A 21045-nucleotide genomic window follows, 5' to 3' on the forward strand; every position below is an offset into this window, starting at 1 on the left:
GTTCAGCTCCTGCTCTCGTACGGCCTCGGGGGCGCCGGCGGTCCCGGGCGGGCGTCGAGCGCGGTGAGCGCGTCGCGCAGCCCCCGGTGTACATCCTCGTACACCTCGACGTGTCCGTCCGTGGCGAGGTGGTCGGCATCACCGAGCCGCTCCAGCTGGGCGTCCACGTCGGCGTTGCCGGTGGGCGTGCGGGGGACGTTCAGCGGGGCGGGGCCGACGGGGTCGTACGTGGGTTCACCCGCGAGCCCGGCCTCCGCGGCGGCCTCCCCCTCGACGTCCTCCTCCGGGATCCCCGCCTGCGGGATCTCCATCTCCGGAACTGTGTCGCTCATGCCCAGACGCTACCCCGAACCGCTGAGGTACCGTCGATCGCGATGGCCACGATCGAGGAGTGCCGCGCCGCACTCGAAAAGCTCTCGGACAACATGCAGCGCGCCGAAGGGGACGTCCGCACCGCCGCGACCCTGGACCGCTCGGTGAGCTGCCACATCACCGACCTGGACGTGACGTTCGCCGGCCGCATGGCGGGCGGCCGGATCCACGTCCAGGACACGTTCCAGGGCCCACCCCGGGACAAGGCCCAGATCAGACTCAGCATGGCCGGCGACGACCTGGTCGCCCTGGTCGAGGGCGAGCTGCACTTCGCCAAGGCATGGGGCTCGGGCCGGGTGAAGCTGCACGCGGGGGTGCGCGACCTGCTGGTGCTCAGGAAGCTTTTGTAGCCGCGACCTTCGCGAGCTGATCCTTCTTGACCTGATCCTTCTTGACCTGTTCGCGTACCTTCCGCGCCGCCGGCACCACCAACGGCGTCCCCGTCTCCGGGTCGTCGATGACCTGGCACCGCATCCCGAAGACCTCCTCGACCAGCTCGGCCGAGACGATGTCGTTCGGCGCACCCTCGGCGATGATCCGCCCGCCGCGCAGCGCGATGAGATGCGTGGCGTACCGGGCGGCGTGATTGAGGTCGTGCAGCACGGCGACCAGCGTGCGCCCCTGCTCCTCGTGCAGTTCGGCACACAGGTCGAGGACGTCGATCTGGTGCTGGATGTCGAGGTAGGTCGTCGGCTCGTCGAGCAGCAGCAGCGGCGTCTGCTGGGCGAGCGCCATGGCGATCCACACGCGCTGCCGCTGACCGCCCGACAATTCGTCGACATAGCGATCCGCGAGTTCGGCGACCCCGGTCTGCTCCATCGACTCCTGTACGACCCGCTCGTCCTCGGTCGACCACTGGCGCAGGATCCCCTGATGCGGGTACCGGCCGCGGCCCACCAGGTCGGCGACGGTGATCCCGTCGGGCGCGATGGAGGACTGCGGCAGCAGACCCAGCGTGCGCGCGACCTTCTTCGCCGGCATCGACTGGATGGCCTGCCCGTCCAGCAGCACCCTGCCCTGGCTGGGCTTGAGCATCCGCGACAGCGCCCGCAGCAGCGTGGACTTGCCGCACGCGTTGGGGCCGACGATCACGGTGAAGGAGTTGTCGGGTATCTCCACCGACAGCTGCTCGGCGATGACCCGCTGGTCGTAGGCGAGGGTGACGTTGTCGGCGGACAGGCGGTTCACAGTGCTCCTTCGGTCGTTCAGCCCGTTGTTCGGTCCGTTGTTCGGTCCGCTGCTGAGGCTCTCGCTGCTGGTGCTGCTGCTCGCGCTCATATCCGGCCCGCCTTGCGCTCGGTGACCAGCAGCCACAGCAGATACACGCCGCCGAGCACACCCGTGACCACGCCCACGGGCATCTGGTCGGCTCCGAAGACCCGCTGGGAGACCCAGTCGGCGGTGACGAGGAGGGCGGCGCCCATACACAGGGAGGGCAGCAGGTTCGGCCCGGGCGAGCGGGTCAGGCGCCGGGCGAGCTGCGGGGCGGTGAGCGCCACGAAGCTGACGGGTCCGGCGGCGGCGGTGGCCGCCGCGGTGAGCAGCACGGCCGCCAGCATCAGCAGCAGCCGTACGCGCTCGACGCGCACTCCCAGGGCGTACGAGACGTCGTCGCCCATCTCCATCATCCGCAGCCCACGCGCGTTGGCGAGGACGAGCGGCACGAGGACGGCGCACAGCCAGAACAGCGGCTCGACCTGCTCCCAGTCACGGCCGCTGAGGGAACCGGTCATCCAGACGACCGCGCGGGCCGCGTCCACCAGGTCGGCCTTGGTCAGCAGATAGCCGTTGACCGCCGTCATGATCGCGGACATACCGATACCGACCAGGACCAGTCGATACCCGTGCACACCCCGCTTCCAGGCGAGCAGATAGATGGCCAGCCCGGTCGCGAGTCCGCCCGCCAGCGCGCCGACGGTGACCTGCGTGGCGTTCCCGGAGAACAGGACGATCACCACGAGCGCCCCGGCCGTGGCCCCCTGTCCGAGACCGAGGATGTCCGGGCTGCCCAGCGGGTTGCGGGACAGCGCCTGGAACAGCGCACCGCCGAGGCCGAGCGAGGCACCGACCAGGAGCCCGACCAGGACCCTGGGCAGCCGCAGCTCGTTGACGATGAACTCCTGCCCCGCGTTGCCGTCGCCGGCCAGCGTCTTGAGCACGTCGCCCGCCGTGATCGGGAAGTCTCCGGTGCCGATCAGCACGACGCTCGCGGCGAGCGCGGCGAGCAGCAACAGGGCGACGACGGTCAGCGCCCGGACGTCCAGCCGCACGGAGAGCCCGCCCGGGGCCCGCACGGCACGGCGGGAACGGCTGGTTGGCCCTGCGGACTTCGCCGCGCGCTTCGACGTGCTCTTCGCCGCGTCCTTCGCTTCGCTCTTCACTGCGGTCTTCACAGCTGGGCCGTCCTCCGCCGTCGTACGAGAAAGATGAAGACCGGTCCGCCGAGAATCGCGGTGACGATGCCGACCTGAAGCTCGGAGGGTCGGGCGACGATCCGGCCGAGGACGTCCGCGCCGAGCAGCAGCACGGGCGACAGGACGGCCGCGTACGGCAGGATCCAGCGCAGGTCGGGCCCGGTGAAGGACCGTACGACGTGCGGCACCATCAGACCGACGAACACGATCGGCCCGCAGGCCGCGGTCGCGGCCCCGCACAGCACGGTCGCGGCGAGCATCGACAGCGCCCGGGTGCGGTTCAGGTTCGCGCCGAGGGCCCTGGCGGTGTCGTCGCCCATCTCCATGGCGTTCAGCGGCCGGGCGAGGGCGAGCGCGAGGACCATGCCGACGACGAGGAACGGCAGCACCTGCTGGATGGTCGAGTCCGTCGCCGAGGACAGTGAACCGACCGTCCAGAAGCGCATCTTGTTGAGCGCCGCGTCGTCCATGATCATCACGGCCTGGAGGTAGCCGTAGAGCGCGGCGCTGATCGCCGTACCGGCGAGCGCCAGCCGTACCGGCGTGGCACCCCGGCTGCCGCCGAGGAACCAGACCATCGCCCCGACCGCGGCCGCGCCGAGGAAGGCGAACCAGACGTAGCCGCTCAGGCTCGTGACGCCGAAGAAGGTGATGGCGGTGACGACCGCGGCGGACGCGCCCGCGTTGATGCCGAGCAGACCGGGATCGGCGAGCGGGTTACGGGTGAGCGCCTGGAGCACGGCCCCGGCGAGGCCGAGGGCGGCGCCGGCGAGCAGTCCGAGCACGGTGCGCGAGATCCGGTCCTCGACCACGACGTCGCCGTAGGTCCCCGAGCTCTCGACCAAGCCGTGCCAGACCTCCCCCATGGACAGCTGTTTCGCCCCGATCGCGATGCTCGCCAACGCGACGACCACCAGAATCAGGACAGAGACGAGCAGCCCAACGGCACGGAACGCCCGTCGGGTTGGCGGCGCGGACACGGGGTCAGCGCGCTGTTCGGGAGGACTGTCGACCAACACGCAGTTAGGTTAGCCTACCCTGCTATTTGGCCACGATCCCGCTGCGCGCCCACGCCCGCCTTCGCTCCGCCACGGTGCGGCGGCTCACAACCCCAGCCGCGCCAACGCCTTCCCCGCTTCCAGCTCGCACACACCCTCACCAGCCGCTGCCCAGGCCGCCGCACACAACGCCCGCAGCCCGTCCAAGCCCGCCCCGTCACCGTCGAGTTCCAGCCGCTCCGCCCCAGCGGTGGCCGTCCAGCCACCACACCGGAAGCCGCCCCCGTCCGCCACGACCTCCGGCTGCCCGGTGAGCAACCCCCGCAGATCCGCGTCGACATAAGTCGGCCGGTGCTGCGGCGGCGCGGCGAGCAACTGCGCGCCATCGGTCACCCCGGTCAGCACGAGCAGCGAGTCGACGTCCCCGTTGAAAGCACCCTCGATGTCCGTGTCCAGCCGGTCCCCGACCACCAGCGGCCGCTCGGCACCCGTCCGCAGGATCGTCTCCCGGTGCATGGGAGGCAACGGCTTGCCCGCCACCTGCGGCTCGGCGCCGGTGGCGATCCGTACGACCTCCACCGCCGCCCCGTTGCCCGGCGCGATCCCGCGCCCGCTCGGAATCGTCAGGTCGGTGTTGGACGCGAACCAGGGCACCCCACGCGCCACGGCGTAAGAGGCCTCCGCGAACCGCCCCCACGGCAACTCGGGCCCGCCGTACCCCTGTACGACCGCCGCCGGATCGTCGTCCGCCGACTCCACCGGCTCCAGCCCGCGCTCCCGCAGCGCCACCCGCAGCCCCTCACCGCCGATCACCAGCACCCGGGCGCCGGCCGGCACCTGCTCACTGATCAGCCGCGCGACGGCCTGCGCCGAGGTGATGACGTCGTCCGCCCCCGTGGGTATCCCCAGCTCCGTCAGATGTACGGCCACGGCATCCGGCGTCCGCAGGGCGTTGTTCGTGACATACGCGAGATGCATCCCGCCCGCCCGGGCCACGGCGAGCGACTCGACGGCATGCACGATCGCGTGGCCCCCCGCGTACACCACACCGTCGAGGTCGAGCAGCGCCGTGTCATACGCCTCGCTCAGGGCCTGGCCACTGCCCTCGGGCCTCGTCCTGACGCTCTGGCTCATTCCGCATCGCTCCTCGTTCGACGGCTTTCCCCGATCATCCCCCATGCCACTGACACCCGTACGATGCCGGGATGAACACAGCAGGTCACCAGGAAGTAACGGCGCGCCGAGGCCTAGAACTCACCCCGTTCCAGGGCCTTCGCTACGACCCCGACCGGGTCGGCAGCCTGGCCGCCGTGACATCCCCTCCGTACGACGTCGTCGTCCGCCCCGACGGCCTGCACCACCTCCAGGACGCGGACCCGTACAACATCGTCCGCCTGATCCTCCCCCAGGCCGACACCGCCGGCGCCCGCAACGAACAGGCCGCCAAGACCCTGCGACGCTGGCTGTCCGAGGGCGTACTGACGGCCGACCCCGAACCCGGCCTCTACGTCTACGAACAGCACGACGGCGACGGCATGCTGCAGCGCGGCATCATCGGCGCCCTGCGCGTGACGGAGCCGTCGGAGGGCCTGGTCCTGCCGCACGAGGACGTCATGCCGCACGTGGTCGCCGACCGAGCGGCCCTGATGCGCGCCACCTCCGCGAATCTCGAGCCCCTGCTCCTGACCTACCGCGGCAACGGCACGGCCGCCGACACGACCGCCGTCATCGAGCGCACGATCGAGTGCCCGCCGCTCTTCACGACCACCACGGAGGACGGCTTCAGCCACCGCCTGTGGTCGATCACCGACCCCGCCGAGCTGGCCCGCATCCAGTCCGATTTGGCCCGCCACCAGGCCCTGATCGCCGACGGCCACCACCGCTGGGCGACGTATCGCCGTCTACGCGCGGAGCACCCCTCACCCAGCGCCTGGGACTACGGCCTCGTCCTCCTGGTCGACACGGCCCGCTACCCGCTCCGCGTCCGCGCCATCCACCGCCTCCTGCACGGCCTGCCGGTGCCGGACGCCCTGGCCGCCCTCGACGGCCTGTTCCGCGTCCGCCGCCTCGAACTCCCCCTGACCGAGGCCCTGGAGACCCTGGCCGACGCGTCCTGCGCCGGCAACGCCTACCTCCTCGCCGGAGACGGCGCCTTCCACCTCGTCGACCGCCCGGACCAGGCTCTCCTCGCCCGCACGGTCCCCGCCGACCGCCCGGCGGCTTGGCGCACTCTGGACGCGACGGTCCTGCACGCCACCCTCCTCGCCGAGATCTGGCACGTCCCCGAGGACGACCCCGCCCGCATCGCCTACATCCACGACACCGCCGCCACCGTCGACAAGGCGGAACGCGACGGCGGTACGGCCGTCCTGATGCACCCCGTCCGAGAGGACGTCGTACGCGATCTCGCCCGCCAGGGCGTCACCATGCCCCGCAAGTCGACGTCGTTCGGCCCGAAACCGGCCTCGGGCCTGGTCCTGCGCGCCCTGGACCTCTGAACGCCGAAGGGCGGGACCCCAGCCCGGGATCCCGCCCTTCACCTCAAGCGCCGCTCACTCCTCGCCACCCTGCCCGGGCCCGTCCTGAGCCTGCGGGTCACTGTGGTCTTCGTTCTCGCCCTCGCCCTCGCCCTCGTCGAAGGCGTCGACGAACTCGACACCGTCCAACTCGGCAAGCCGGTCGGAGGCGTCCGTGCTGCCGTCCTTGTCGGCCTCGACGGCCTTGGCGAACCACTCCCGCGCCTCACCCTGCCGCCCGGCCGCGAGCAGCGCGTCGGCGTACGCGTACCGCAGCCGCGCGGTCCACGGCTGTACGGCGTTGGAGGCGAGCTCGGGGCTCTGCAGCGTCACGATGGCCGCGTCCAGCTGCCCCAGGTCACGCCGGGCGCCGGCCGCGACAAGCCGCATCTCGACCTGGCCGGCCTTGTCCAGCTTGTGCACCTCGGGTGCCCCGGCCATGTCCAGCGCCTTCTCCGGCCGCCCGAGCCCACGCTCACAGTCGGCCATGACCGGCCACAGCTCCACGTTCCCGGTCATCCGCCGCGCGGCCCGGAACTCCGCGAGCGCCTCGCTGTACTTCTGGTTGGCGTACGCCGCGAACCCGGCCGCCTCTCGTACGGCGGCGACACGCGACGCCAGCCGCAGGGCCACCTTGGAGTAGCCGTAGGCGCCCTCCGGGTCCTCGTCGATGAGCCGGGCGACCATCACCAGGTTCTTGGCGACATCCTCCGCGAGCCCCTTCGGCAGGCTCTGCAGCTCCTGCCGTACGTCCTTGTCGATCTCATCGCCCGTGACGTCCTCCGGGATCGGCAGCCGCTTGATCGGCTCGCGGTCCCGATCCCGCTCATCACGGAACCGACCACCGCCACGTCGGTCATCACGCCGGTCGTCCCGCCCGCGGAACCCTCCGGGACGCCCACCACGGTCGTCCCGACGGGGCCCACGATCACCACGGTCGTCCCGCCCCCGGAACCCGCCACGCTCGCCCCGGCTGTCATCACGCCGGAACCCGCCACGATCCCCACGACTGTCATCACGCCGGAACCCACCGCGATCCCCACGACTGTCATCACGCCGGAACCCACCGCGATCCCCACGACTGTCATCACGCCGGAACCCACCGCGATCCCCGCGGTCCTCACCACGCCGGTCCTCACCACGCCGGTCGTCACGCCGGAAGCCATGGTCACGGTCGCCACCACGGTCATCACGCTGGAAGCCACGGTCACGGTCGCCGCCACGGTCATCACGCCGGAAGCCAGGGTCCCGGTCGTCCCGCCGGAAGCCGCCCCGCTCGCCGTCACGCCGGTCGTCTCGGCGGTCATCCCGCCGGAAACCACGGTCACGGTCATCGCCCCGACGGTCATCACGACGGTCGTCGCGGCGACCGTAGCTACCACGCTCACCGCGGTCGTCCCGCCGGAAGCCACCACGGTCGCCGTCGCGTCGGAACCCACCACGGTCGTCGTCCCGGCGCTCTCCCCGGTCGTCGCGCCGGGGGGAAGGACGGTCGCCATCACGCCGGAACCCACGTTCGCGATCCCGATCATCCCGACGCGGCCCAGCGGACCGATCATCCCGACGCGGCCCAGCGGACCGATCATCCCGACGCGGCCCAGCGGACCGATCATCCCGACGCGGCCCAGCGGACCGATCATCCCGACGCGGCCCAGCGGACCGATCGTCCCGACGCGGCCCACCGGACCGGTCGTCACGGCGGAACGCGGGACGAGGCCCACGGTCGCCGTCCCGGCGATCATCACGCCGATCGTCCCGACGGTCATCGCGGCGGTCATCACTACGGTCATCGCGGCGGCCTCCGTAGCCACCACGACTGTCATCCCGCCCGTAACGACCGCGGTCACCACGGTCGTTGTCCTTGTCCCGGCGGTCGTTGTCACGCCGGAAACCACCCCGGTCCCCGCGGTAACCGCCTCGGTCACCCCGGTCGCCGCGGTCACCACTGTCCCGTCGCCGCTGGTCGCGCTCCGGTCGATCGTCGGGAGAGTTGGTGGACATGGGTGACTCCTGTCTTCGGTACCGCAAGTCATTCTCGCGCAGCCGGCTACCCGGCGCGCTCCGGAAAAACAAAAAAGGACCTCTGGTCCCAGCTTGACGCTGGGACCAGAGGTCCTCCAAAGATTGTTCGGCGGCGTCCTACTCTCCCACAGGGTCCCCCCTGCAGTACCATCGGCGCTGTAAGGCTTAGCTTCCGGGTTCGGAATGTAACCGGGCGTTTCCCTCACGCTATAACCACCGAAACCCTAATGGTTTCGAGCGAACAAGCACACTCTTCTGTTGTCTGTTCTGCTCAAAAAACCGGCAACGGTCGTTGCCTCAGAACTAACACAGTGGACGCGAGCAACTGAGGACAAGCCCTCGGCCTATTAGTACCGGTCACCTCCACACGTTACCGTGCTTCCAGATCCGGCCTATCAACCCAGTCGTCTACTGGGAGCCTTACCCCATCAAGTGGGTGGGAATACTCATCTCGAAGCAGGCTTCCCGCTTAGATGCTTTCAGCGGTTATCCCTCCCGAACGTAGCCAACCAGCCATGCCCTTGGCAGAACAACTGGCACACCAGAGGTTCGTCCGTCCCGGTCCTCTCGTACTAGGGACAGCCCTTCTCAATATTCCTGCGCGCGCAGCGGATAGGGACCGAACTGTCTCACGACGTTCTAAACCCAGCTCGCGTACCGCTTTAATGGGCGAACAGCCCAACCCTTGGGACCGACTCCAGCCCCAGGATGCGACGAGCCGACATCGAGGTGCCAAACCATCCCGTCGATATGGACTCTTGGGGAAGATCAGCCTGTTATCCCCGGGGTACCTTTTATCCGTTGAGCGACGGCGCTTCCACAAGCCACCGCCGGATCACTAGTCCCGACTTTCGTCCCTGCTCGACCCGTCGGTCTCACAGTCAAGCTCCCTTGTGCACTTACACTCAACACCTGATTGCCAACCAGGCTGAGGGAACCTTTGGGCGCCTCCGTTACTCTTTAGGAGGCAACCGCCCCAGTTAAACTACCCATCAGACACTGTCCCTGATCCGGATCACGGACCCAGGTTAGACATCCAGCACGACCAGAGTGGTATTTCAACGGCGACTCCACGAACACTGGCGTGCCCGCTTCAAAGTCTCCCACCTATCCTACACAAGCCGAACCGAACACCAATATCAAACTGTAGTAAAGGTCCCGGGGTCTTTCCGTCCTGCTGCGCGAAACGAGCATCTTTACTCGTAGTGCAATTTCACCGGGCCTATGGTTGAGACAGTCGAGAAGTCGTTACGCCATTCGTGCAGGTCGGAACTTACCCGACAAGGAATTTCGCTACCTTAGGATGGTTATAGTTACCACCGCCGTTTACTGGCGCTTAAGTTCTCAGCTTCGCCAGGACGAATCCTGACTAACCGGTCCCCTTAACGTTCCAGCACCGGGCAGGCGTCAGTCCGTATACATCGCCTTACGGCTTCGCACGGACCTGTGTTTTTAGTAAACAGTCGCTTCTCGCTGGTCTCTGCGGCCACCCCCAGCTCGAGGAGCAAGTCCTCTCACCAAGCGTGGCCCCCCTTCTCCCGAAGTTACGGGGGCATTTTGCCGAGTTCCTTAACCATAGTTCACCCGAACGCCTCGGTATTCTCTACCTGACCACCTGAGTCGGTTTAGGGTACGGGCCGCCATGAAACTCGCTAGAGGCTTTTCTCGACAGCATAGGATCATCCACTTCACCACAATCGGCTCGGCATCAGGTCTCACCCTGTATGAATGGCGGATTTACCTACCACTCGGGCTACACCCTTACCCCGGGACAACCACCGCCCGGGATGGACTACCTTCCTGCGTCACCCCATCACTCACCTACTACAGGTCTGGTCCGTCGGCTCCACCACTCCCCTTTGCCCGAAGGCTCCAGGGCGGCTTCACGGACTTAGCATCGCCCGATTCAATGTTTGACGCTTCACAGCGGGTACCGGAATATCAACCGGTTATCCATCGACTACGCCTGTCGGCCTCGCCTTAGGTCCCGACTTACCCTGGGCAGATCAGCTTGACCCAGGAACCCTTAGTCAATCGGCGCACACGTTTCTCACGTGTGAATCGCTACTCATGCCTGCATTCTCACTCGTGAACCGTCCACAACTACCTTCCGGTGCTGCTTCACCCGGCACACGACGCTCCCCTACCCATCACGATCCCCGTTGGGGGTACATATCGCAATGACACGACTTCGGCGGTACGCTTGAGCCCCGCTACATTGTCGGCGCGGAATCACTAGACCAGTGAGCTATTACGCACTCTTTCAAGGGTGGCTGCTTCTAAGCCAACCTCCTGGTTGTCTCTGCGACTCCACATCCTTTCCCACTTAGCGTACGCTTAGGGGCCTTAGTCGATGCTCTGGGCTGTTTCCCTCTCGACCATGGAGCTTATCCCCCACAGTCTCACTGCCGCGCTCTCACTTACCGGCATTCGGAGTTTGGCTAAGGTCAGTAACCCGGTAGGGCCCATCGCCTATCCAGTGCTCTACCTCCGGCAAGAAACACACGACGCTGCACCTAAATGCATTTCGGGGAGAACCAGCTATCACGGAGTTTGATTGGCCTTTCACCCCTAACCACAGGTCATCCCCCAGGTTTTCAACCCTGGTGGGTTCGGTCCTCCACGAAGTCTTACCTCCGCTTCAACCTGCCCATGGCTAGATCACTCCGCTTCGGGTCTTGAGCGCGCTACTGAATCGCCCTATTCGGACTCGCTTTCGCTACGGCTTCCCCACACGGGTTAACCTCGCAACACACCGCAAACTCGCAGGCTCATTCTTCAAAAGGCACGCAGTCACGAGGCAAACACAAGTGCTTGCCCGACGCTCCCACGGCTTGTAGGCACACGGTTTCAGGTACTATTTCACTCCGCTCCCGCGGTACTTTTCACCATTCCCTCACGGTACTATCCGCTATCGGTCACCAGGGAATATTTAGGCTTAGCGGGTGGTCCCGCCAGATTCACACGGGATTTCTCGGGCCCCGTGCTACTTGGGTGTCTCTCAAACGAGCCGCTGACGTTTCGACTACGGGGGTCTTACCCTCTACGCCGGACCTTTCGCATGTCCTTCGCCTACATCAACGGTTTCTGACTCGTCCTGTTGCCGGCAGACAACAGAAGAGAGATCCCACAACCCCGCATACGCAACCCCTGCCGGGTCTCACACGTATACGGTTTAGCCTCATCCGGTTTCGCTCGCCACTACTCCCGGAATCACGGTTGTTTTCTCTTCCTGCGGGTACTGAGATGTTTCACTTCCCCGCGTTCCCTCCACATACCCTATGTGTTCAGGTATGGGTGACAGCCCATGACGACTGCCGGGTTTCCCCATTCGGAAACCCCCGGATCAAAGCCTGGTTGACGACTCCCCGGGGACTATCGTGGCCTCCCACGTCCTTCATCGGTTCCTGGTGCCAAGGCATCCACCGTGCGCCCTTAAAAACTTGGCCACAGATGCTCGCGTCCACTGTGCAGTTCTCAAACAACGACCAGCCACCCATCACCCCGAACCAACCGGTTCGAGTTCACTGGGGCCGGCATCACGAGGGAATTCATTCCCTCAGACACCCAACAGCGTGCCCGACACCCTCGCCACTCATGATCAGCGTTCCACACTCCGAAGAGCAGTACTGGCAGCCCGAGATGACTGAAAGTGCCGAATAATCAACGTTCCACCCATGAGCAACCAGCATCAGACATTCGCTGATGTACTGGCCTCTGAACCAGGCAAGCCCGGCTTAGAAGTGCTCCTTAGAAAGGAGGTGATCCAGCCGCACCTTCCGGTACGGCTACCTTGTTACGACTTCGTCCCAATCGCCAGTCCCACCTTCGACAGCTCCCTCCCACAAGGGGTTGGGCCACCGGCTTCGGGTGTTACCGACTTTCGTGACGTGACGGGCGGTGTGTACAAGGCCCGGGAACGTATTCACCGCAGCAATGCTGATCTGCGATTACTAGCAACTCCGACTTCATGGGGTCGAGTTGCAGACCCCAATCCGAACTGAGACAGGCTTTTTGAGATTCGCTCCACCTCACGGTATCGCAGCTCATTGTACCTGCCATTGTAGCACGTGTGCAGCCCAAGACATAAGGGGCATGATGACTTGACGTCGTCCCCACCTTCCTCCGAGTTGACCCCGGCGGTCTCCTGTGAGTCCCCATCACCCCGAAGGGCATGCTGGCAACACAGGACAAGGGTTGCGCTCGTTGCGGGACTTAACCCAACATCTCACGACACGAGCTGACGACAGCCATGCACCACCTGTACACCGACCACAAGGGGGCGACCATCTCTGGCCGTTTCCGGTGTATGTCAAGCCTTGGTAAGGTTCTTCGCGTTGCGTCGAATTAAGCCACATGCTCCGCTGCTTGTGCGGGCCCCCGTCAATTCCTTTGAGTTTTAGCCTTGCGGCCGTACTCCCCAGGCGGGGAACTTAATGCGTTAGCTGCGGCACCGACGACGTGGAATGTCGCCAACACCTAGTTCCCACCGTTTACGGCGTGGACTACCAGGGTATCTAATCCTGTTCGCTCCCCACGCTTTCGCTCCTCAGCGTCAGTAATGGCCCAGAGATCCGCCTTCGCCACCGGTGTTCCTCCTGATATCTGCGCATTTCACCGCTACACCAGGAATTCCGATCTCCCCTACCACACTCTAGCTAGCCCGTATCGAATGCAGACCCGGGGTTAAGCCCCGGGCTTTCACACCCGACGTGACAAGCCGCCTACGAGCTCTTTACGCCCAATAATTCCGGACAACGCTTGCGCCCTACGTATTACCGCGGCTGCTGGCACGTAGTTAGCCGGCGCTTCTTCTGCAGGTACCGTCACTTTCGCTTCTTCCCTGCTGAAAGAGGTTTACAACCCGAAGGCCGTCATCCCTCACGCGGCGTCGCTGCATCAGGCTTTCGCCCATTGTGCAATATTCCCCACTGCTGCCTCCCGTAGGAGTCTGGGCCGTGTCTCAGTCCCAGTGTGGCCGGTCGCCCTCTCAGGCCGGCTACCCGTCGTCGCCTTGGTGAGCCATTACCTCACCAACAAGCTGATAGGCCGCGGGCTCATCCTTCACCGCCGGAGCTTTCGACCCCCACCCATGCGAGTGGAAGTGATATCCGGTATTAGACCCCGTTTCCAGGGCTTGTCCCAGAGTGAAGGGCAGATTGCCCACGTGTTACTCACCCGTTCGCCACTAATCCCCACCGAAGTGGTTCATCGTTCGACTTGCATGTGTTAAGCACGCCGCCAGCGTTCGTCCTGAGCCAGGATCAAACTCTCCGTGAATGTTTTCCCGTAATCGGGACCACACATCACGAGAGCGGAACAGCCAGGCGGAATAAGCCCGGCCGTTCACAGCGTCCTCGCTGTGTTTTTTCAAAGGAACCTCGTCCCGACCATGAAGGCCGGAGACGGGGTATCAACATATCTGGCGTTGATTTTTGGCACGCTGTTGAGTTCTCAAGGAACGGACGCTTCCTTTGTACTCACCCTCTCGGGCTTTCCTCCGGGCGCTTCCCTTCGGTCTTGCGTTTCCGACTCTATCAGATCCTTTTCCGATCCGATTCCCTGTCAGCGGGATTGCCGTGAGGCTCTGGGCTTTCGCCCGTCGGCCTTTCGACATTCACTACGTTAGCCGATTCCCCCGCCCGATTCATAATCGGGGTTCTGCGGATCCGAATTCCGGCATGCGGGCACGCCGAATTCGACCCCGCTGAGGGGTGTTCGTAGGTAGTGGTTTTGCCGCTCCGGCTGCTGACTTCGCAGTACCCGGTTCAGCGGCTCGGGCCACATTACGCGCCCCGCCAAGGCGCGTCAACTTCGGCGGCGCCTCGGGGCATGGGCCCGATAGGGGCTCACTGTTGGGTCGTTGGCGATCCAGTAGCGCCAGGGGTGCACGTCGCCGTTGCCGCCGTCTCCGGCCACGCCGGTGCGTGGTCCGTTACGTACCTGGTCGGAGGCGACTGGGGCGCCGGTGAGCATCCTCAGCGGGGTCTCGCCGGTGGCGCACGCGTCCGTGCCGTCCAGGGACCTGTCCACGCCCAGGGCGGTGGCCAGGCGGGCCGGGCCTTTGGCCAGTTCCTTGTCGTTGCGGGCCGAGAGTCGACGTTCGCGGGCGAGCTCGGCTCCCTCGACGATCTCGCCGGCGCGCAGCAGGACCGCGCTCGCCCGGCCGTCGGGGCCGCACACCAGGTTCATGCAGTGCCACATGCCGTAAGTGAAGTAGACGTAGACGTGTCCGGGGGGACCGAACATCACGTCGTTGCGGGCGGTACGGCCGCGGTAGGCGTGGGAGCCGGGGTCGTTCGGGCCGTCGTAGGCCTCGACCTCCGTGAGGCGGAGGGCGATCGGACCGTCCGGGGTGGTGCGTACCAGGATGCGGCCCAGGAGGTCGGGGGCGACTTCCAGGACGGGCCGGTCGAAGAAGTTCCTGGGAAGGGGCGTACGGTCGGGGGTCACGATCATGCCGTCCGAGGGTAGTGCAGACGGGTGGTCGCAACGGGGTGGTCAGGGGGCGTTCGCCTTGCCAGGGTGGGGCGCGGAACCGGCCACGGCCGGATCGCGTTTGTAGGGATCAAGGATCCACTCTGAAAAGAGGAGAGTCATGGCGTTCAAGAAGCTGCTCGCGAGCCTGGGGGCCGGTGGGGCTTCGGTCGAGACGGTGCTGACCGAGGTCAACGTCGTTCCGGGCGGTGTCGTCCAGGGTGAGGTGCGGATTCAGGGCGGGTCCGTGAACCAGGACATCGAGGGCCTGTCCGTGGGCCTGCAGGCTCGCGTCGAGGTCGAGAGCCAGGACTCGGAGTACAAGCAGGACATCGAGTTCACGAAGATGCAGCTCGGTGGTGCCTTCGAGCTGCAGGCCGGGGGCGTGCACGCGGTGCCCTTCGGGCTGGAGATCCCGTGGGAGACGCCGATCACGACGATCGACGGTCAGACGCTGCGCGGTATGAACATCGGTGTGACGACGGAGCTGGCGATCGCGCGGGCCGTGGACTCCACCGACCTGGACCCGATCAACGTGCACCCTCTGCCCGCGCAGAAGGCGATCCTCGACGCGTTCATCCAGCTGGGCTTCCGCTTCAAGAACGCGGACATGGAGCGCGGCCACATCCGGGGGACGCGGCAGAGGCTGCCGTTCTACCAGGAGATCGAGTTCTTCCCGCCGCAGCAGTACCGCGGTATCAACCAGGTCGAGTTGAGCTTCGTCGCGGACGAGCACACGATGGACGTCGTCCTGGAAATGGACAAGAAACCGGGGCTGTTCAGCGAGGGCAGCGACACCTTCCGGTCGTTCCAGGTGGGTCTGAACGACTTCCAGGGGACCGACTGGGCGGCGTATCTCAACCAGTGGCTGTCCGAGGTCGGCAGCAAGCGCAACTGGTTCTAGGCTCGGAACTGCTGATTCCACTGTTCCATCAGGAGGTATCGAAGTGACCGAGCTCAAGAGGCGCCCGCTGCCGCACGACTTCCATCCGCCCGTGCCGTCCTTCACGGTCACGAGCGAGGACGTCGAGCAGGGCGGGACCCTCAAGGACGCTCAGGTCTACGCGGCCGGCAACACCTCGCCGCAGCTGCGCTGGGAGGGCTTCCCGGCCGAGACCAAGAGCTTCGCCGTAACCTGCTACGACCCCGACGCCCCTACCGGGAGCGGGTTCTGGCACTGGGTCGTCTTCGACATCCCGGCCTCGGTGACCGAGCTGCCGGCGGGTGCGGGCAGCGGCAAGTTCGAGGGACTGCCGGAGGGGGCGATCCAGGCTCGTAACGACTACGGGTCGAAGGACTTCGGCGGTGCCGCGCCGCCCGCCGGGGACGGACCGCACCGCTATGTGTTCACGGTGTACGCCGTGGACCAGGAGAAGCTCGGTCCGGACTCGGACGCCAGCCCGGCCGTCGTCGGCTTCAATCTGCGGTTCCACGCGATCGCGCGTGCCCATGTGATCGGTGAGTACGAGGTACCTGCCGAAGCCTGACGTTCACGGAACGTTTGCCCGCCCCTGGTCATGGAAGTGATCAGGGGCGGGCATTTTTTATTTCGTTGTCCATCTCGGCGTGCCCGGCCAGAGTTGATCCCAGCCCGCCACGGGGTGGGCAGGTGCGCACGGGAGGTGGGCTGTTATGCGGGACACGCTGGTACTGAACGCGAGCTTCGAGCCGCTGTCGACGGTGACGTTGAACAGAGCCGTCGTTCTGGTGCTTCAGGACAAGGCCGTCGTCGAGCAGGCCCATCCCGAACTGCGCATGCGGGGAGCCGCGGTCGACATACCGGCGCCCCGGGTGATTCGGCTCTGCAGGTACGTACGGGTGCCGTTCCGAAGACAAGCGCCGTGGTCGAGGCGGGGTGTTCTGGTGCGGGACCAGCACCGGTGCGCATACTGCGGGCGCAGGGCTACGACCGTGGACCACGTGGTGCCTCGGTCGCGGGGTGGGCAGGACACGTGGCTGAATACGGTCGCCTCGTGTGCGGAGGACAATCATCGCAAGGCGGACCGGACGCCTGAGCAGGCGGGGATGCCGTTGCTTCGGGAGCCGTTCGAGCCCACTCCTGCTGATGCGATGTTGCTGGCGTTGGGGGCCGACGACTTTGCAGCGCTGCCGGATTGGCTGGCGCTGGATGCGGCGTGACTATTCGCCGTAGGGCCGTGTGTGGTTCGTAGGCTGCGGCTTCGTTGTGGCTTGTCGCGCAGTTCCCCGCGCCCCTGAGGGACGTCTGGGCCCGCCTTCCTGAGAAGGCGGGCCCATTGTCGTACGGCAATCCCTGTGTCAGTCGATCGACGGCTTCTCTCGGCGTTCCGATCCCGAACCGCCGTTGCCCGAACCGCCGCCCAGGCCGCCCAGGTTGCCCATGGCGCCGGAGAGGCCCTTCAAGGCGTCGCCGATTTCGCTGGGGACGATCCAGAGCTTGTTGGCGTCGCCTTCGGCGATCTTGGGGAGCATCTGGAGGTACTGGTAGCTGAGGAGCTTCTGGTCCGGGTCGCCGGCGTGGATCGCTTCGAAGACCGTGCGGACGGCCTGGGCTTCGCCTTCCGCGCGCAGGGCGGCGGCCTTGGCCTCACCTTCGGCGCGCAGGATCTGGGACTGCTTCTCACCTTCGGCGGTGAGGATGGCGGCCTGGCGCGTACCTTCGGCGGTGAGGATCGCGGCGCGCTTGTCACGGTCGGCGCGCATCTGCTTCTCCATCGAGTCCTGGATGGAGGTCGGGGGCTCGATCGCCTTGAGCTCCACGCGGTTTACGCGGATGCCCCACTTGCCCGTCGCCTCGTCCAGGACGCCGCGCAGGGCCGCGTTGATCTCCTCGCGGGAGGTCAGGGTCCGCTCCAGGTCCATGCCACCGATGATGTTGCGGAGCGTGGTGACGGTGAGCTGCTCGATCGCCTGGATGTAGCTGGCGACTTCGTAGGTGGCGGCGCGGGCGTCGGTCACCTGGTAGTAGATGACCGTGTCGATGTTCACGACCAGGTTGTCCTGGGTGATCACCGGCTGCGGCGGGAACGGCACGACCTGTTCACGCAGGTCGATGCGGTTGCGGATGGTGTCGATGAACGGGACCACGATGTTGAGGCCCGCGTTGAGTGTGCGCGTGTAACGGCCGAAGCGTTCGACGATGGCCGCACTCGCCTGTGGGATGACCTGGATCGTCTTGATCAGGGCGATGAAGACCAACACCACCAGAATGATCAAGACGATGATGACCGGTTCCATCGTCGTTTCCCCGTACCCTTCTCCGCTGCGGCAACTTCGGCAGATCTTACGGTTGTTGAAGATCTTGCTGGTCGAGTCTGACAGACCGTCGCGTAGCCCGTGGCGCGTTCGCGCCACTTGCGTCGTGCGAGGTCACATGACGACTGCCGTGGCCCCCTCGATGTCCACGACGTCCACTTGCTGGCCTACTTCGTAGGCGCGGTCGGTGTCGAGGGAGCGTGCCGACCAGACCTCTCCGGCGAGCTTGATCCGGCCGCCGGAGGCGTCGACGCGCTCCAGTACGACGGCCTGTTTGCCTTTCAACGCCTCGATGCCGGTGACGAGTTGGGGCCGCTGTGCGCGATGTCGGTTCGCGATGGGCCGTACGACGGCGATGAGTGCGGTCGAGACGACGACGAAGGACACGACCTGGACGACGGCGTCACCGCCGAAGATGCCGGCGACCACCGCGGCTGCGACCGCGCCCACCGCCAGCATGCCGAGTTCGGGCATCGCGGTGATCACAAGCCCGATGCCGAGCGCTGCCGCGCCGATCAACCACCATACCCACGCGTCGATTTCCACATGGTCATGGTAGGGCTGCGAGCCGTGTCGCGGACAGGGCGCCGATCGTTTGAAAAGCCCTTCTTACCGGGGTTTTTCGGGGTGAAGGACTGGGTCAGGACAGCGGGAGGCCCTGTGCCGTCCAGCGGTCGCCAACCTGTTCGACGACGAGCGGGAGGCCGAAGCAGAGGGAGAGGTTGCGGGAGGTGAGTTCGAGTTCCATGGGGCCGGCGGCGAGGACCTTGCCCTGGCGGATCATCAGGACGTGGGTGAAGCCCGGGGGGATCTCCTCGACGTGGTGGGTGACCATGAGCATCGAGGGGGCGATCGGGTCGCGGGCGAGTCGGCCGAGGCGGGGGACGAGGTCCTCGCGGCCGCCGAGGTCGAGGCCGGCGGCGGGCTCGTCGAGGAGGAGCAGCTCCGGGTCGGCCATCAGGGCGCGGCTGATGAGGGTCCGCTTGCGCTCGCCCTCGGAGAGGGTGCCGAACTTCCGGTCGAGGTAGTCGCTCATGCCGAGGCGGTCGAGGAAGGCGCGGGCGCGCTGCTCGTCGACCTCCTCGTAGTCCTCGTTCCAGGTGGCGGTCATGCCGTAGGCGGCGGTCAGCACGGTCTGCAGGACGGTCTGGCGCTTGGGCAGCTTCTCGGTCATGGCGATGCCGGCCATGCCGATGCGCGGGCGGAGCTCGAAGACGTCGGTACCGGGCGCGCCGAGGGTCTCGCCGAGGATGGAGACGGATCCCTGGGTGGGGTAGAGGTAGCTGGACGCGAGGTTCAGGAGCGTGGTCTTGCCGGCGCCGTTGGGGCCGAGGATGACCCAGCGCTCGCCCTCCTTGACCGACCAGGAGACCTGGTCCACCAGAGCCCGGCCCTCGCGGACCACGGATACGTCCTGAAGCTCCAGAACATCGCTCATGAGCGCGTTGTCTCCCCTTGCTGTGACCGGTCTCGGCGTCTCGGTGGTCGCGTGCGCCTGTGGGCGCAGCCCTCAAGGAAATCTACGCCACCGGTCGGGCGCTTCATTCCATCGGTCCGGTCCTTAGGGTGGGGGCATGCTCTCGGAACCACGTTCAGGACGCCTTGCCGCTTGGGGAAATGCCCTTTTGGCCGGACTTGTCTCGCCGGATGACGCTGTGCTCGAGATCGTCGGGGACGACGCCGTGCACCGGGTGGAGGGGTTGCCCGGTGAATCGGCGCCCGTCGGGCTCACGCTGGCGTTGGGGCGGCTGCGGACGCTCGGGGTGAGCGGGCTGCGGGTCGCGCTGCCCGCGCCGGGGCATCCGCTGGGGCTGAGCGGGCCGCCGGAGTTCAACGCGCGGGCGCTGGATGCCGAGGAGGCGGCGATCTGTCACGGCGCCGCGTTGGGGCTGGTGCCTGAGGTGTACGAGGCCGGGCCCGACGGTGATGTACATGTCGAGGTCGTCTGGCATGTGCTGCCCGTGCGGGAGGCGCCGCCTGCGGATGTGCCGTCGCTGAGCGAGGCCGAGCGGGAGCTGGCCGAGGCCTTGCGGGATGCGACGGAGGTGTTGTCGCGGCTGGATGTGGCCGCGTCGGGGCCGGTGGCCGAGGCGGCGATCGATGCGTACCGGGCTCGGGCCGAGCGGGGGCGGGAGGTCCTGGCGCCTGGGTATCCGCCACGGGCGGTGCGGGTGCTGGAGCTCGCGCAGCGGGTGGGGTTGCTGGTTTCGCTGGCGTATGAGAACGGGCACGGGGGTGCGGTGAGCTCCGCCGAGATGGGGGCGCGGGCGGAGGCGTTGCGGCCGGTGGAGCGGGTGGCTCGGCGGGCGCAGGTTGCGGCGTACAACGCGTATGTGGAGGAGCGGGAGCGGGGCGTGAGGTGAGCGCCGGGTGTCCTCGTGGTCGGCGTCGGTGTGACCGCGCCTGGGTGTTCCGCCCTCAGGCCCCGTGTCGGCCCTGAACGGGCCTCGACCTCGGACACCGGACGGGCTGATGGGCTGATGGGCTGATGGGCGTCGGCCTGCGCTGAAAAAGGTGCGCGCATCACATGGCTGCCCCGACAAACTGACCGGCCTCCCGGGAAACCCGGGAGGCCGGAGGTCACTGCTCGCTTCGGGGTGGTCGTCAGCGGTTGACGGCCAGGTTGTCGAAGGCGGGGTTCAGCAGGCCGACGACGTTCACGGTGTTGCCCGACACGTTGGCCGGGATGTGCACCGGGGCCTGGACCAGGTTGCCCGAGGCGATGCCCGGGGAGCCCACGGCCTTGCCGTCAGCGTGCGCACCGTCGGTGGCGGAGGCCATTCCCGCACCGGCGACCAGCAGGCCACCCGCCACCATCGTCACGGCCGCTGCCTTCTTCAGGTTCTTCACTTCTGAGTCCTCCTTGCGATTGCCGCGGCAGTCGCCGCAGCACGCACTGGAAAACGGCGGAGCCTCACAGAGGATGCGCCATCCGGGGGACATTCCCACGACGGTATGAATCTCAGTCCGGAGCGGAACCCTCCGTATTGCCGTCCGTCACGTCCTGCGGAG

18 protein-coding genes and 3 rRNA genes are annotated in these 21045 nt (G+C 66.5%); 7 read left to right on the top strand and 14 right to left on the bottom strand.

Going from position 1 to position 21045, the window contains the following annotated elements:
- Positions 1-2: 2 nt before the first annotated feature.
- Complete coding sequence (locus AB5J49_RS10590) at positions 3-332, bottom strand: hypothetical protein (RefSeq protein ID WP_369168299.1); 330 nt, start codon at positions 330-332, stop codon at positions 3-5.
- Positions 333-374: 42 nt separating this feature from the next.
- Here AB5J49_RS10590 and AB5J49_RS10595 point away from each other — a divergent pair, with 42 nt between their 5' ends.
- Complete coding sequence (locus AB5J49_RS10595; protein ID WP_369168300.1) at positions 375-722, top strand: sterol-binding protein; 348 nt, start codon at positions 375-377, stop codon at positions 720-722.
- On the opposite strand, the gene AB5J49_RS10600 is transcribed toward AB5J49_RS10595, so the two are convergent.
- The 4 genes from AB5J49_RS10600 to AB5J49_RS10615 all read right to left on the bottom strand — a co-directional run bounded on the left by AB5J49_RS10600 (position 706) and on the right by AB5J49_RS10615 (position 4918).
- Positions 706-1650 (bottom strand): ABC transporter ATP-binding protein, encoded by a 945-nt coding sequence (locus AB5J49_RS10600; RefSeq protein ID WP_369168301.1) that lies wholly within the window; start codon positions 1648-1650, stop codon positions 706-708. The two genes, AB5J49_RS10595 and AB5J49_RS10600, sit on opposite strands and share 17 nt — an antisense overlap.
- Positions 1647-2666: a FecCD family ABC transporter permease gene (locus tag AB5J49_RS10605; RefSeq protein WP_369175097.1), complete on the bottom strand. Its 1020-nt coding sequence runs from the start codon at positions 2664-2666 to the stop codon at positions 1647-1649. The genes AB5J49_RS10600 and AB5J49_RS10605 overlap by 4 nt, the downstream gene beginning before the upstream one ends.
- 95 nt (positions 2667-2761) lie before the next feature.
- Complete coding sequence (locus tag AB5J49_RS10610; protein ID WP_369168302.1) at positions 2762-3805, bottom strand: FecCD family ABC transporter permease; 1044 nt, start codon at positions 3803-3805, stop codon at positions 2762-2764.
- An 84-nt stretch (positions 3806-3889) separates the two neighbouring features.
- Complete coding sequence (locus tag AB5J49_RS10615) at positions 3890-4918, bottom strand: HAD hydrolase-like protein (protein ID WP_369168303.1); 1029 nt, start codon at positions 4916-4918, stop codon at positions 3890-3892.
- Positions 4919-4989: 71 nt separating this feature from the next.
- Between AB5J49_RS10615 and AB5J49_RS10620 the strand changes: the two genes are divergently transcribed.
- Entirely contained in the window at positions 4990-6282 is a 1293-nt protein-coding gene (locus AB5J49_RS10620; protein WP_369168304.1) for a DUF1015 domain-containing protein, read from the top strand.
- 54 nt (positions 6283-6336) lie between these two features.
- Here AB5J49_RS10620 and AB5J49_RS10625 read toward each other — a convergent pair whose 3' ends face one another.
- Positions 6337-7095 (bottom strand): hypothetical protein, encoded by a 759-nt coding sequence (locus AB5J49_RS10625; RefSeq protein ID WP_369175098.1) that lies wholly within the window; start codon positions 7093-7095, stop codon positions 6337-6339.
- 369 nt (positions 7096-7464) lie between these two features.
- Between AB5J49_RS10625 and AB5J49_RS10630 the strand changes: the two genes are divergently transcribed.
- On the top strand, positions 7465-8307 hold the full coding sequence (locus tag AB5J49_RS10630; RefSeq protein WP_369175503.1) for a hypothetical protein: 843 nt from the start codon (positions 7465-7467) through the stop codon (positions 8305-8307).
- 119 nt (positions 8308-8426) lie between these two features.
- Here AB5J49_RS10630 and rrf read toward each other — a convergent pair.
- From rrf to AB5J49_RS10650, 4 genes are all read right to left on the bottom strand, one after another.
- Positions 8427-8543 (bottom strand): 5S ribosomal RNA (gene rrf, locus AB5J49_RS10635).
- Positions 8544-8649: 106 nt separating this feature from the next.
- Positions 8650-11771: ribosomal RNA gene (locus AB5J49_RS10640) — 23S ribosomal RNA — on the bottom strand.
- Positions 11772-12076: 305 nt separating this feature from the next.
- Positions 12077-13602 (bottom strand): 16S ribosomal RNA (locus AB5J49_RS10645).
- The 16S, 23S and 5S rRNA genes sit together here, the layout of an rRNA operon.
- 528 nt (positions 13603-14130) lie before the next feature.
- Positions 14131-14781, bottom strand: a complete 651-nt coding sequence (locus tag AB5J49_RS10650; protein WP_369168305.1) for a DNA-3-methyladenine glycosylase — start codon at positions 14779-14781, stop codon at positions 14131-14133.
- A gap of 139 nt (positions 14782-14920) precedes the next feature.
- Between AB5J49_RS10650 and AB5J49_RS10655 the strand changes: the two genes are divergently transcribed.
- The 3 genes from AB5J49_RS10655 to AB5J49_RS10665 all read left to right on the top strand — a co-directional run bounded on the left by AB5J49_RS10655 (position 14921) and on the right by AB5J49_RS10665 (position 16938).
- A complete protein-coding gene (locus AB5J49_RS10655) occupies positions 14921-15703 on the top strand; it encodes a sporulation protein (protein ID WP_369168306.1) in 783 nt (260 codons plus the stop codon).
- 43 nt (positions 15704-15746) lie between these two features.
- Positions 15747-16286: a YbhB/YbcL family Raf kinase inhibitor-like protein gene (locus AB5J49_RS10660; RefSeq protein ID WP_369168307.1), complete on the top strand. Its 540-nt coding sequence runs from the start codon at positions 15747-15749 to the stop codon at positions 16284-16286.
- 145 nt (positions 16287-16431) lie between these two features.
- Positions 16432-16938, top strand: a complete 507-nt coding sequence (locus AB5J49_RS10665) for an HNH endonuclease (RefSeq protein ID WP_369168309.1) — start codon at positions 16432-16434, stop codon at positions 16936-16938.
- 138 nt (positions 16939-17076) lie between these two features.
- Here AB5J49_RS10665 and AB5J49_RS10670 read toward each other — a convergent pair whose 3' ends face one another.
- The 3 genes from AB5J49_RS10670 to AB5J49_RS10680 form a co-directional block, all read right to left on the bottom strand.
- Entirely contained in the window at positions 17077-18015 is a 939-nt protein-coding gene (locus AB5J49_RS10670; protein ID WP_272122913.1) for an SPFH domain-containing protein, read from the bottom strand.
- 132 nt (positions 18016-18147) lie between these two features.
- Positions 18148-18579 (bottom strand): NfeD family protein, encoded by a 432-nt coding sequence (locus AB5J49_RS10675; protein WP_369168310.1) that lies wholly within the window; start codon positions 18577-18579, stop codon positions 18148-18150.
- Between the two features lie 94 nt (positions 18580-18673).
- The gene (locus AB5J49_RS10680; RefSeq protein WP_369168312.1) at positions 18674-19471 is read right to left on the bottom strand and encodes an ABC transporter ATP-binding protein; all 798 of its coding nucleotides are present in this window, start codon (positions 19469-19471) and stop codon (positions 18674-18676) included.
- Positions 19472-19607: 136 nt separating this feature from the next.
- On the opposite strand from AB5J49_RS10680, the gene AB5J49_RS10685 reads away from it, so the two are divergent.
- Positions 19608-20396, top strand: coding sequence for a hypothetical protein (locus AB5J49_RS10685; protein WP_369168313.1), 789 nt, complete (start codon positions 19608-19610; stop codon positions 20394-20396).
- A 241-nt stretch (positions 20397-20637) separates the two neighbouring features.
- Here the strand turns inward: AB5J49_RS10685 and AB5J49_RS10690 are convergent, their stop codons facing one another.
- On the bottom strand, positions 20638-20883 hold the full coding sequence (locus tag AB5J49_RS10690; RefSeq protein WP_369168314.1) for a chaplin: 246 nt from the start codon (positions 20881-20883) through the stop codon (positions 20638-20640).
- Positions 20884-21045 lie beyond the last annotated feature (162 nt).

This window comes from Streptomyces sp. R28, assembly GCF_041052385.1.
Lineage (GTDB): Bacteria > Actinomycetota > Actinomycetes > Streptomycetales > Streptomycetaceae > Streptomyces.

Coding starts and splice junctions, on each gene's coding strand:
- AB5J49_RS10685 (WP_369168313.1), top strand. CDS start 19,608: ATGCTCTCGGAACCACGTTCAGGACGCCTTGCCGCTTGGGGAAATGCC.
- AB5J49_RS10615 (WP_369168303.1), bottom strand. CDS start 4,918: ATGAGCCAGAGCGTCAGGACGAGGCCCGAGGGCAGTGGCCAGGCCCTG.
- AB5J49_RS10665 (WP_369168309.1), top strand. CDS start 16,432: ATGCGGGACACGCTGGTACTGAACGCGAGCTTCGAGCCGCTGTCGACG.
- AB5J49_RS10630 (WP_369175503.1), top strand. CDS start 7,465: ATGGTCACGGTCGCCACCACGGTCATCACGCTGGAAGCCACGGTCACG.
- AB5J49_RS10620 (WP_369168304.1), top strand. CDS start 4,990: ATGAACACAGCAGGTCACCAGGAAGTAACGGCGCGCCGAGGCCTAGAA.
- AB5J49_RS10655 (WP_369168306.1), top strand. CDS start 14,921: ATGGCGTTCAAGAAGCTGCTCGCGAGCCTGGGGGCCGGTGGGGCTTCG.
- AB5J49_RS10600 (WP_369168301.1), bottom strand. CDS start 1,650: ATGAGCGCGAGCAGCAGCACCAGCAGCGAGAGCCTCAGCAGCGGACCG.
- AB5J49_RS10670 (WP_272122913.1), bottom strand. CDS start 18,015: ATGGAACCGGTCATCATCGTCTTGATCATTCTGGTGGTGTTGGTCTTC.
- AB5J49_RS10650 (WP_369168305.1), bottom strand. CDS start 14,781: ATGATCGTGACCCCCGACCGTACGCCCCTTCCCAGGAACTTCTTCGAC.
- AB5J49_RS10595 (WP_369168300.1), top strand. CDS start 375: ATGGCCACGATCGAGGAGTGCCGCGCCGCACTCGAAAAGCTCTCGGAC.
- AB5J49_RS10680 (WP_369168312.1), bottom strand. CDS start 19,471: ATGAGCGATGTTCTGGAGCTTCAGGACGTATCCGTGGTCCGCGAGGGC.
- AB5J49_RS10590 (WP_369168299.1), bottom strand. CDS start 332: ATGAGCGACACAGTTCCGGAGATGGAGATCCCGCAGGCGGGGATCCCG.